Source organism: Salegentibacter agarivorans (genome assembly GCF_900113135.1).
Taxonomy (GTDB): domain Bacteria; phylum Bacteroidota; class Bacteroidia; order Flavobacteriales; family Flavobacteriaceae; genus Salegentibacter; species Salegentibacter agarivorans.
Genome location: NZ_FOOH01000027.1, coordinates 1 through 11,968 on the forward strand (window position 1 = coordinate 1; position 11,968 = coordinate 11,968).

Below are 11,968 nucleotides of genomic sequence, written 5' to 3' on the forward strand. Positions count from 1 at the left end.
AAGGTGTAAGTAGAAACGGAACTTTCGAACCTACTATTAACGAAATCGTAAACTGGTACAACAACGAGGCTGAGATTGGCATCTTTTCCACAACTTATACTGTTGGATCTGGAGAATGTCAAGATTCTGTAGAACTTTCTGTAGAAGTACTTGCTCCCGAACAAGCTATTGTGGAAGTTAATGATGAAAATCCGATTATTTGTATCACCGAGAATGAATTTAATTTAAATACCTTATTAAGTGAAAACACACCTGAAGGGGGAATTTTCACAGGTTCAGAATTCATTGACGCTAATATATTTGATGCCACAACCGCTGGAATTGGAGAATTCGAAATCACTTATTCTATTAGTGAAGAAACTTCAGAATGTGTTCTTGGAGAAGCATCGAAAAGCTTCACAATAAATGTGATAGATGCACAAGAAGCAACTGCAGAAGCAACTAATCAGGAAATCGATGTTTGTTCTAGTGAAACTTCTTATAACTTAAACGATGCTCTTTCAGATGATAGCACCCCAGGTGGTACTTTCTTTCTTGATGGAGAAGAGTTCAATGGAAACACTTTTGACGCAACTTCAGTAGAAACTGGTGAATATTCGTTCACTTATACTGTGAGCTCAGAAGATTCAGAGTGTATTGAAGGAAGTGCTACAACTGATTTTACAATCAATGTTACTTCAGAAACTTTTGATGCAGGTGACGATGTTACTTTTACCGTTTGTTCGGTTGGGTAAGACCCTACACCAACACTTACTGAAGTTAGGAATTACTTTCTAAACTTACTTGAAAACGGTATTCCTCAAAACGGAACTTTCTCTCCTAGAATGGAAGAAATTCGTGAAGCTTATACTGCCGAACAAATTGGAACTTTCACCTCAACCTATACTGTAGGAAATGGAACCTGTGCAGATTCTGTTGAACTAACAGTAGTAGTTACTGATGCAATCGAAGCCGAAGTAGGCGAAATAGCACCTCAAACAGTTTGTTCAAGTGATGAAGATATAGACCTTTTCTCTTACTTAACAGATGATACTACTACAGGTGGTACTTTCGAAGGTTATGATGACGGAATCTTTAGCCCTTCTATGATGGGTGCTGGAAGTTACGATGTAACCTATACCGTTAACGAAGATGCTCCTTGTGTTGAAGGAGAAGCTAGCACTACCTTTACTATTACAGTAGAACAAGGTGCTAACGCAGGTGAAGATATGGCTGTAACAGTTTGTAGTAACGACGGTCAACAAGATCTTTTATCATTAATTTCTGCAGATGCAGATACGGATGGTGAATTCACTTTAGATGGTGAAGTTATAGCAGACGGAATTATGGACCCAGCTGCTTTTGAAGTTGGAACATATGAAGTTATCTACACGGTAATAGCTGAAGGTGATGAGTGTGGTGAAGACGATATGTCTACAATCACTATTACTCTTGGTGAAGCTCCAGAAGCTCCAACAACTGGTGAAGCGATTGCATTCTGTGCAATAGACGGTGAAACTGCAGCAAGACTTGAGGCAGATGGAACTAACTTAACCTGGTATTCTGACGCAGACCTAACTATGATGGTTAGCGAAGAAGACCTGTTGGTAGATGGAGATTACTATGTAACCCAATCATCAGATGAAGGATGCGAATCTGAAGCCGCAGTGCTTACTGTTAATATTGTAGATTCTCCTGCTCCTACTATTAGTTCTAATTACGAACTATGTGAGTTTGACAATCCAACAATTGCAGCCCTTACCGCAGAAATCAATGAAAGTGGAGAAGTAACCTGGTATGATTCAGCAGATAGTATGACTGCTTTAAGCAACAATGCTACTTTAACTGATGGAACTACTTACTATGCTACTCTTATTTCCGATAATGGTTGTGAAAGTTCAGAAAGATTAGCTGTTACAGTTACTTTAGAACAGTGTGCTATTATTCCAGAAGCGATCACACCAAATGATGATAATAAAAATGACACATTTTCTATAGGTTTCCTAGAGAATGATTATCCTAACTTTAATGTAACAATATTTAATAGATGGGGTAATGCAGTATATAAAGGAAACGCTTCTACTCCTGAATGGGATGGAACTTCTAACCAATCCGGCAGTCTTGGAGACGATGTATTGCCTGTTGGTGTATATTTCTATGTGATAGACTTTAACGACGGAAGCACAGAGCCTCGTCAGGGTAAAGTATACTTGAACAGATAATATAAAAGGATAAACATTAGAAAGAAATGAAAAAAACAATCACAAAATATTTAATATTCGCAGTCGTTATCCTTTTCTCAGTAAAGGGAATGGCTCAGCAGGACCCGCTGTTCACTCAGTATATGTATAATATGAGTGTAATAAACCCGGCCTACGCTACCGATGATCCTGGTATGCTTAACCTGGGGGGTATATACAGATCTCAATGGCAGAATGTTGACGGTGCTCCAAGCACCGCCAACTTCTTTGCCCATACTCCTATAAGTGAAAGGGTAGAACTTGGTTTAACCGTAGTTCATGATGAAATTGGTGGTATTGTAAAAGAAAACAATATTACTGCCGATTTCGCTTATGTACTTCCAGCAGGAGAAAACAGTAAAATCTCTTTTGGTCTTAAAGGTGGTCTTACCACTTTTGATGCAAACCTTTCAGGATTGCAAGTAAATCAACCGGGAGATCCTGCTTTGGAAAATGTAAATGAAGTTTTCCCGGTATTTGGAGTTGGTGCTTTTTGGTTTGGAGATAACTACTATTTGGGTGCTTCGGCTCCTAACCTGTTTACTTCAAAATACATTGAGAACGAACAAGAGATCGCAGCATTAGGAGAAGAAGAAATCCACTACTATTTAACCGGTGGATACGTTTTTCAACTAAACCCAGATCTTAAATTGAAGCCTGCTTTTATGGCAAGAGGTGTTCAAGGTGCGCCGTTGGCAGTAGATGTTACTGCAAACGTTTTGTTATACGATAGGTTAGAAGCCGGTGTTGGTTACAGGTTTAATGAAACTATCACAGGACTTGTAAACTTCAAGATCACTCCTTCACTACGTGTAGGGTATGCTTACGATCACTTTACTTCAGAATTCGCTAATTACAATTTAGGTGGAACTCACGAGGTAATGTTGTTGTTTGATCTTGACCTGTTTGGCCTTACCAAAGGATATGACAAATCACCTAGATTCTTCTAAAAAACGAATAATATGAAAAATTTATATAGTACCCTTTTTATTCTTTTTATAGGCCTTGCCGCTTTTGGGCAAAACGCCGAAATAAAGAAAGCAGATAAATTGTTTGCTCAAAGAGCCTACATTGATGCTGCAGAAGCTTATGAAAAAGTTGTAGATAAAAATCAGGAGGTGCTACAAAACCTTGGAGATGCTTATTTCTACACAAACCAAATGGAAAGTGCTGCGGAAGTTTACCGCACACTTTTCCTTAGACATGAAGATATCACTGAACCTGAGTACAAATTCCGATTTGCACATTCTTTACGTGCTATTGGAGAACAGGAAGAAGCCGATAAGAATATGAGTGATTATACCGGTGAGGATATAAGCTACGAGGAATTTTCGCGTGAATTAGACACCATTGCTCCTCACGTTTATACTACGAACCAAATCATGAACAATAGTGCTTCAGCTGACTTTGGTATCGCGTTTTATGGAGACCGAATTACTTTTGCTTCCACAAGAAATCAGGAGCGTCCGGTTTATCCCTGGAACAAAAAACCAACCTTAGATCTTTATTCTGCTGAAATGTCTGAAGACGGTGAACTAAGTGACATCGTTTTATTTTCTGATGAAATTAATACCGATGAGCACGAAAGTTCAGCTACTTTCAGTGAAGATGGTCAGGTAATGTACTTTGATCGTAACAGCGAGAAAAGAGTGAAGAATGAAGAGGGAATTAGAGTTGGTCACATTAAAATCTTCCGTGCAGAAATGGTAGATGGTAAATGGGACAATATTGAAGCTCTACCTTTTACAAGTGACGAATACTCTACTGAGCATCCAAGCTTAAGCGCAGATGGCAGCAAACTTTATTTTGCCAGCGATATGCCAGGTACTGAAGGTTCTTTTGACATTTATGTTGTAGATGTAAATGAAGATGGTACTTACGGTGAACCAGAAAATCTTGGTACTGGGGTTAACACGCCTCACCGTGAGCAATTTCCTTACATTAGTGAAGAGGGAGTACTTTACTTCGCTTCAGATGGTCACCAGGGATTTGGTAACTTAGATGTTTTTAGAGCTGAAGGAGATTTCGCTGAAGTTCAAAATCTTGGTAACACGGTAAACAGTGGTCACGACGATTTCGCATTCATTATAAATGAAGAAAATCAAAAAGGATATCTTGCTTCTAACAGAAGAGGATCAGATAACCTTTATGTATTCACCAGGGAAAATTATGTTCCTCCTGTAGTTGATTACGATGATAGAGAAACAAACCTTGAAACAGGAAGACAGCAATTAAGAGATGTTGGAAATATTTATTTCGATTTTGATAAAGCAACTATCAAAGCTGAGTCTAAACCAACTTTAGATAAGGTGGTAAATATTATGAACAAATATCCTGAGCTTAAAATTGAAATTGGTTCTCACGCTGATGCAAGAGGATCTGATAAATACAATATGGGCTTATCTGAAAGACGTGCAGCCTCTACTTTAGAGTATCTTGTTGAAAACGGCATAGACCGCAGCAGATTAACTTCTAAAGGTTATGGAGAAAGCATGCCGCTTAACGATTGTACTGAACCAACAGGATGTACAAACGAGCAGTATGCTAAAAACCGTCGTAGTGAATTCACTATTATGAATTAAATACTGACGAAAGTTTATAGTTAACTAGTAACTAACCAACCAAATGTGAAAAGCCCCGGAAAATTCCGGGGCTTTTTTATTGATCAAAATTCAGGAAATTGATTTAATAAATAACAATTAATCATTTGGAGGATAACCTTCTAAAGCCTTATCCACGATCTTATCAAACATCGCCCTGCGTTGCTCTGGAGAAGCATTTGCATTGAATTTAGATTCTACAACCGCCTGCCAAATTAAAGAATCTTCGGTTACATCTATAAAGTCTATAGTAACTTCAAGAATTACAGAATTATTCTCAATAGGAATTCCTCCCGAAACTCCTACTCCCCCGCTTCTGCCACCTCCACCAATACCAACGCCAATACTGCTTCGGTTCCGGTCCATAAATTCCCGGGAATAAGCATTTACATATATGCCAGGTTCTTCAGAAGTTGAAAAACCCTCTTTCTCCATCTTGTTTCTTAAACTGTTAATTAACCTGGTCTCGTCCAATTGCGAAAGTCCAGACTGAAAATCGGGGAAAAGCTGATAGGTTTTGTAATTATTAAAACTTACCGTGTCATCATAATCATAAACCGCCTTTGGAGTATTACAGGATGAAACAAAGGCACAAACAAATAGTAACTTTATAAATTTCATAAGAATCAATTTTTGACTTTTTTACAAAAAAATGCAGCGTTGAAATTAATCCACGCTGCTTAAATTTAATCAAAAACCGTTCAGAAGATCTAAAGATTAACACAAATCCAAGATATCTCTACGTGTTTCAACTTTATGATTTAAGAAGTCTCCTTATTTAGCATTTCCCATAACCTGTCCTTTAGCTCGGTTAATCCCTGTTGAGCTACTGAAGAAATAAACAAATAAGGCGCACCTAAATTTTTATCTAATTCGTGCTTCATCTCCAGTTTTAATTCGGCATCCAGCATATCACTTTTTGAAATTGCAATAAGGCGATCTTTATCCAACATCTCTGGATTATACCTTCGCAATTCATCTAAGAGAATTTCATATTGTTCAGAAATATTGGGAGCATCTGCCGGAATTAAAAATAAGAGCGTAGAATTTCGCTCTATATGCCTTAGAAATCTATGGCCAATTCCTTTTCCTTCCGCGGCACCTTCAATAATCCCAGGAATATCAGCAACTATAAAAGTTTTAAAATCACGATATTCTACAATACCCAAATTAGGTTTTAAAGTAGTAAATTCGTAATCGGCAATCTTAGGTTTTGCTGCTGTAATTACAGAAAGTAAAGTAGATTTCCCTGCATTTGGAAATCCAACCAATCCAACATCGGCAAGAATTTTTAACTCTAGCGTAATATCTACCTCCGTACCATCAATTCCCGGTTGTGAATATCTTGGCGTTTGGTTCGTAGAACTTTTAAAATGCCAGTTTCCGCGGCCACCCATACCACCTTCGGCAACCAGATATTCTTTGCCGTCTTCGGTAATTTCGTGAATAATTTTTTGGGTTTCGGTGTCGCGAATTACAGTTCCTAAAGGCACTTCAATGTACTCATCGGCTCCTTCTGCCCCAGTACTGCGTTGTTTACTACCATTGCTACCGTGTTCGGCACGAATATGCCTTTTAAACTTTAAATGATAAAGCGTCCAAAGGTTTTTGTTTCCCTTCACAATCACATGGCCACCACGGCCACCATCACCACCATCGGGTCCGCCTTTCGCTACGTATTTTTCGCGGTGCAGGTGTGAAGATCCGCTACCTCCTTTTCCGGAAGCTACGTGAATCTTTACATAATCAACAAAATTCCCTTCAGTCATAGTTTAAAAATTAAATCAAAAACCTCTAGAAAAGCCCAGAAGGTTTAAATCGTAACAAGCCTCTAAGAGGTATTAAGCTTGTAGCTTATCAATTACGGCGCTAAGACGTTGGGTGATTTCTTCAATAGAACCAACTCCGTCCACTCCGTAATATTTGTCTTGTTTTTTATAATATTCCTTTAAGATTGCTGTTTCGTCATAGTAAACCTTAATCCTATTTCTTATCACAGCTTCGTCGGCATCGTCTTTTCTTCCCGAAGTTTTTCCTCGTTCCAATAGTCTATTAACCAAAACCTCATCATCTACCTCTAAAGCAATCATTGCGGTTACTTCGGTATTTTTCAACTTCAGCAATTCAGCTAAAGCATCAGCCTGGGCTGCAGTTCTTGGAAAACCGTCAAAGATAAAACCATTAGCGCCTTCGTTCTTATCAACTTCAGCATTCAACATTTTTATTGTAACCTCATCTGGAACTAACTGCCCTTTATCCATAAAAGATTTAGCGTGCAAGCCTAATTCGGTTTCGCCTTTAATATTATGTCTAAAAACATCTCCCGTAGAAATGTGAATTAGTTTATATTTTTCCTTTAGAATGTCTGCCTGTGTTCCTTTGCCGGCGCCGGGAGGGCCAAACAAAACTAAATTTGTCATGTTGTTTTCTTTAAGTTTATAGATTTGAGTAAGATTTCTACCTAAACCGTCATAGTCCAGGCCATAACCTACAATAAATTTATTGGGAATTTCAATTCCCCTATATTTAATATTGAATTCCTTTTTATAAGCTTCAGGTTTGTAAAATAAAGTTGCCACCTCATAGTTCGCCACTTCCTCTTTTAAAAGAATTTTATTGATTTCTTCTAACGTATTACCGGTATCTACAATATCCTCCAGTAAAATTACATGCCGGTCTTTTAAAGATTGGTTTAATCCCAGAAGCGTTTTTACATTTCCGGTTGTTTTGGTGCCCTCGTAAGAACCAAGTTTTACAAAACTAACCTCGCAATCTGCATTAAATCTCTTTATAACTTCACTTGCAAACATAAAGGAACCGTTAAGTACTCCTAAAAATATGGGATTGGCATCCCTATAATCTTCATTAAGCTTATTGGCCACTTTATCTATAGCGGCATTGATTTCTTCTTCTGAAATATAAGGCTCAAACTCTAAATCGTGCAGTTTTATCAAATCTCAAAAATTTTAAAGGGCAAAGATAAGGATTCTTAACAACCCAAACTGCCAGATTTCCATAAGAATAATAGCACAGCTTACCCTAAAAAATTATTTTTGCTGAAACTTTTAAGGTATGATCAATTATTTTTCTTCAGATTTTAAACTGGGAATTCTCGGCGGGGGCCAGTTGGGTAAAATGATGCTTTACGAAACCCGCAAATACGATATCCAAACCAACGTTGTAGACCCAAATCCTGAAGCACCCTGTAAAATTGCCTGTGATTATTTTGAAACCGGCGATCTTATGAATTTTGATACTGTGGTTAACTTTGGAAGAAAAGTTGACGTGCTCACGTTTGAAATTGAAGGCGTAAATGTTGAAGCTTTAAAACAATTGCAAAAAGAAGGCGTAAAAACCTATCCTTCAGCTGAAACTTTAGAGAAAATACAGAATAAAGGAATTCAGAAGAATTTCTATAAAAAACATGAAATCCCAACCGCTGATTTTAAAGTTTTTTCAAATAAAAAGGAATTAATTTCTGCGCTTGAAAACAGTAAAATTAATCTTCCATTTGTTTGGAAAAGTACTACTGGCGGTTATGATGGCAAAGGAGTTTCGGTTATAAAAAATAAAAAAGCTTTAAACGATCTTCCCGATGCTGAATGTATTGCCGAAAACCTCGTTCCTTTTAAAAATGAATTAGCGGTGATCGTGGCGAGATCGGCTTCAGGAGAAGTAAAAACCTATCCGGTAGTTGAGATGGAATTTCACCCTACGGCAAACCAGGTAGAATATGTAATCTGCCCGGCCAGAATTGAAGATTCCGTCGCGCAAAAAGCCAGGGAACTGGCGGTTAAAGTTTCCGAAGCATTTGAGCACGTAGGCTTACTGGCGGTAGAAATGTTCCAGACAGATAATGATGAAATCCTGGTAAACGAAGTCGCTCCAAGACCTCACAACAGCGGGCATTACAGTATTGAAGCTAGTTACACCAACCAATTTGAACAACATATTCGCGCAATTTTAGATTTGCCTTTAGGAAATACCGATAGTAAAGTGGGCGGAATTATGGTAAATTTAGTGGGTGATGCAGCTCACGAAGGTGAAGTGGTTTATGAGAATATTGAGAAGATAATGAAAATGCCGGGCGTGACACCGCATATTTACGGTAAAAAAATCACCCGTCCTTTTAGAAAAATGGGCCACGTAACTATAGTAAATAAAGACCTGGCGGAAGCAAGAAAAATAGCCGAACAGGTTAAGAATTCAATTAAAGTTATTTCCAAATAATAAACTTTTCGAAGTTTTTGAACATAAAATTATGAGCAAAGTAGCAGTAATAATGGGAAGTACCAGCGATTTACCGGTAATGCAAGATGCAATAGATATCCTGGAAGGTTTTGACCTGGAAGTAGAAGTAGATATTGTTTCTGCTCACCGCACCCCGGAAAAATTATTTGAATACGGAAAAACCGCACACGAACGTGGAATTAAAGTAATTATAGCCGGTGCCGGAGGCGCAGCTCACCTGCCGGGAATGATAGCATCGCTCTCCCCCCTTCCAGTAATTGGTGTGCCGGTAAAATCCAGCAATTCTATAGATGGGTGGGATTCGGTTTTATCTATTTTACAAATGCCAGGCGGAGTTCCGGTTGCCACCGTAGCATTAAACGGAGCAAAAAACGCAGGAATCCTTGCCGCTCAAATTATTGGAACTTCAGATAAATGTACTTTAGATAAGATATTAGTCTATAAAGAAGGACTCAAAGAGAAAGTTATTGAAGGCGCCAAAAAGGTGAAAAAATAACAAAAGCCACGTCTTGCGACGTGGCTTTCTTTGTAGTAAACTCACCTAAATCTGTACAAATTATTTATTAACCATTCTAAATATTTAAACCAGAAAAAACTTTAAAAGCTACTACAATTTTAAAACGTTCAATATTTTAAAGCCGAAATATACAGTTTTTTAAAGAAAAACAACGTTTTGTGTTAAAAAAAGTTACTAAAAACGTCAAATTTAGGTTAAGTACATTACCTGTATAGCTCAGGAAATGTTTAATAGATAAATTTGAAATTATAATTAAAAGAAAAGAGATAATGACGACTCAAAATAATCCACTTTTACAGGAATTTGATCACGCTCCATTTTCAAAAATTGAGAATAAGCATTTTAAACCCGCCATAATAAAAGCCATAGAAATGGCTCGGGAAGAAATTAATGCGATTGCAACAAATGCCGATGAAGCTACTTTTCCAAATACCATTGAAACTTTAGAATTTTCAGGAGAAAAATTAGATAGAGTAACCAGCATATTTTTCAATCTTAATTCTGCGGAAACCAATGAAGATATTCAGCAAATCGCACAGGAAGTTTCCCCACTTTTATCAGAATTCAGAAATGATATTATTCTAAATAAAGCACTTTTTGAAAAAGTGAAATCGGTTTATAATAAGAAAGACCAGCTTGACCTGAATACGGAGCAAAAAACGCTTTTAGACCGAAAATACAAGGCTTTTTCGCGAAACGGAGCCAATTTGCCAATAGAAAAGCAAAACGAACTTAGAGATATAGACAAGAAACTTTCAAAATTAAGCCTTGATTTTGGCCAAAATGTACTTGCCGAAACCAATAAATTTGAATTACATCTTACTGATGAAAATGATCTAAAAGGCCTACCGGAAAGTTTTAATGAAGAAGCTGCACAAGCAGCAGCTTCTAAAGAAAAAGAAGGCTGGATCTTCACCCTTGAATATCCAAGCTACCTTCCTTTTATGAAATATGCTGAAAACAGGGAACTGCGCAAGAAAATGGCACTTGCTTTTGGCTCTAAAGGATTTCATTGTGATGAGTTAGACAATCAGGAGAATGTGCTGCAAATTGCTAAGTTAAGATACCAGCGCGCTCAGCTTCTAGGTTATAAAACGCACGCACATTTTGTATTGGAAGAGCGTATGGCTGAAACTCCCGAAAAAGTGAATAGTTTTTTAGACGAAATTCTTGAAAAAGCAAAACCTGCTGCTGAGCGCGAATTCAAAGAATTAGAAAATTTCGCAAAAGATCTGGATGGAATTGACCAGTTACAAAAATGGGATGCCGCTTTTTACAGCGAAAAACTAAAACAGAAATTATTCAATCTCGATGACGAAAAACTGAAACCTTATTTCAAACTTGAGAATGTAATAGACGGAGTTTTCACGGTAGCCCAAAAACTTTATGGCCTTAGTTTTAAAGAAGTTTTTGATGTAGATAAATATCATGAAGATGTAAAAACCTACCAGGTACTTGATGAGAACAACAAAGAGATGGCCCTGTTTTATGCCGATTTCCACCCAAGGCCGGGAAAAAGAGATGGCGCCTGGATGACGGGTTACAAATCACAATACAAGAAAGATGGCGAGGAAGAACGCCCACATATTTCTATTGTTTGCAACTTCACAAAACCTTCTAAAAAACAACCTTCATTATTAACTTTTAACGAGGTCACAACGCTTTTCCACGAATTTGGCCACGCGCTTCACGGGATGTTGGGCGATACTGAATATCCAAGTCTTTCTGGTGCAAATGTCTATTGGGATTTTGTAGAACTTCCAAGTCAGTTATTAGAAAACTGGTGTTATGAAAAGGAAGCGCTTCAGTTGTTCGCGAAGCATTACGAAACCGGAGAAGTAATTCCTATGGAGTTGATTCAGAAAATAAAAGAATCTGCTAATTTCCAGGAAGGAATGGCCACGGTAAGACAATTAAGCTTCGGGATGTTAGACCTAAGCTGGCACGGTGTAGATCCTTCAGCAATTACTAACGTTAAAGCAAACGAAGACAAAGCTTTTGAACGTACAAAATTATTTCCAAATGTTGCTGAAAACTGCATGAGTACTGCTTTTTCTCATATTTTCCAGGGCGGATATTCTGCAGGTTATTATTCCTATAAATGGGCAGAAGTATTAGATGCCGATACCTTTGAATATTTTCAGCAGAACGGGATATTTAGCCGGGAAGTCGCCAATAAATTTAAAACAAATATCCTCTCACAAGGTGGCACAGATCACCCAATGACGCTTTATAAGAAATTCCGCGGAAAAGAACCAAAACCCGATGCTTTATTAAAACGTGCCGGATTAATTGAGAAATGATTAAACTAAAGAGGCTGTCTGAAAAATTTTCAAATAGTCATTCTCAATTTATTTCAGAATCTAAGACTTTGGTAAGTA

At 37.7% G+C, this 11,968-nt stretch carries 10 protein-coding genes; 7 read left to right on the top strand and 3 right to left on the bottom strand.

From position 1 onward, the window contains the following. From BM084_RS19225 to BM084_RS15955, 4 genes are all read left to right on the top strand, one after another. Positions 1-734 (top strand): hypothetical protein (locus BM084_RS19225; RefSeq protein ID WP_177195724.1); only part of this gene is annotated, 734 nt, incomplete at its 5' end. A 90-nt stretch (positions 735-824) separates the two neighbouring features. After that, positions 825-2,201 (top strand): T9SS type B sorting domain-containing protein, encoded by a 1,377-nt coding sequence (locus BM084_RS15945; RefSeq protein ID WP_093306041.1) that lies wholly within the window; start codon positions 825-827, stop codon positions 2,199-2,201. 26 nt (positions 2,202-2,227) lie between these two features. Then, a complete protein-coding gene (locus BM084_RS15950) occupies positions 2,228-3,169 on the top strand; it encodes a PorP/SprF family type IX secretion system membrane protein (protein WP_093306043.1) in 942 nt (313 codons plus the stop codon). Between the two features lie 12 nt (positions 3,170-3,181). After that, a complete protein-coding gene (locus tag BM084_RS15955) occupies positions 3,182-4,801 on the top strand; it encodes an OmpA family protein (RefSeq protein ID WP_093306045.1) in 1,620 nt (539 codons plus the stop codon). Between the two features lie 117 nt (positions 4,802-4,918). Here the strand turns inward: BM084_RS15955 and BM084_RS15960 are convergent, their stop codons facing one another. From BM084_RS15960 to BM084_RS15970, 3 genes are all read right to left on the bottom strand, one after another. Further along, entirely contained in the window at positions 4,919-5,440 is a 522-nt protein-coding gene (locus BM084_RS15960; protein ID WP_093306047.1) for a DUF4136 domain-containing protein, read from the bottom strand. A 140-nt stretch (positions 5,441-5,580) separates the two neighbouring features. After that, complete coding sequence (gene obgE / locus BM084_RS15965) at positions 5,581-6,588, bottom strand: GTPase ObgE (protein ID WP_075324972.1); 1,008 nt, start codon at positions 6,586-6,588, stop codon at positions 5,581-5,583. Positions 6,589-6,660: 72 nt separating this feature from the next. Further along, positions 6,661-7,773 carry an adenylate kinase gene (locus tag BM084_RS15970; RefSeq protein ID WP_093306050.1) on the bottom strand — a complete coding sequence of 371 codons (1,113 nt, stop codon included), beginning with the start codon at positions 7,771-7,773 and terminating at the stop codon, positions 6,661-6,663. Positions 7,774-7,891: 118 nt separating this feature from the next. On the opposite strand from BM084_RS15970, the gene purK reads away from it, so the two are divergent. The 3 genes from purK to BM084_RS15985 all read left to right on the top strand — a co-directional run bounded on the left by purK (position 7,892) and on the right by BM084_RS15985 (position 11,890). After that, positions 7,892-9,049, top strand: a complete 1,158-nt coding sequence (gene purK / locus BM084_RS15975; RefSeq protein WP_093306052.1) for a 5-(carboxyamino)imidazole ribonucleotide synthase — start codon at positions 7,892-7,894, stop codon at positions 9,047-9,049. A gap of 31 nt (positions 9,050-9,080) precedes the next feature. Next, positions 9,081-9,566 carry a 5-(carboxyamino)imidazole ribonucleotide mutase gene (gene purE / locus BM084_RS15980; protein ID WP_037319155.1) on the top strand — a complete coding sequence of 162 codons (486 nt, stop codon included), beginning with the start codon at positions 9,081-9,083 and terminating at the stop codon, positions 9,564-9,566. A 290-nt stretch (positions 9,567-9,856) separates the two neighbouring features. Further along, entirely contained in the window at positions 9,857-11,890 is a 2,034-nt protein-coding gene (locus BM084_RS15985; protein ID WP_075324976.1) for a M3 family metallopeptidase, read from the top strand. Positions 11,891-11,968 lie beyond the last annotated feature (78 nt).

What these genes read in the sequence shown, in the direction of transcription:
- purE (WP_037319155.1), top strand. Translation starts at nt 9,081, where the DNA reads ATGAGCAAAGTAGCAGTAATAATGGGAAGTACCAGCGATTTACCGGTA.
- BM084_RS15955 (WP_093306045.1), top strand. Translation starts at nt 3,182, where the DNA reads ATGAAAAATTTATATAGTACCCTTTTTATTCTTTTTATAGGCCTTGCC.
- BM084_RS15950 (WP_093306043.1), top strand. Translation starts at nt 2,228, where the DNA reads ATGAAAAAAACAATCACAAAATATTTAATATTCGCAGTCGTTATCCTT.
- BM084_RS15960 (WP_093306047.1), bottom strand. Translation starts at nt 5,440, where the DNA reads ATGAAATTTATAAAGTTACTATTTGTTTGTGCCTTTGTTTCATCCTGT.
- purK (WP_093306052.1), top strand. Translation starts at nt 7,892, where the DNA reads ATGATCAATTATTTTTCTTCAGATTTTAAACTGGGAATTCTCGGCGGG.
- BM084_RS15985 (WP_075324976.1), top strand. Translation starts at nt 9,857, where the DNA reads ATGACGACTCAAAATAATCCACTTTTACAGGAATTTGATCACGCTCCA.
- obgE (WP_075324972.1), bottom strand. Translation starts at nt 6,588, where the DNA reads ATGACTGAAGGGAATTTTGTTGATTATGTAAAGATTCACGTAGCTTCC.
- BM084_RS15945 (WP_093306041.1), top strand. Translation starts at nt 825, where the DNA reads ATGGAAGAAATTCGTGAAGCTTATACTGCCGAACAAATTGGAACTTTC.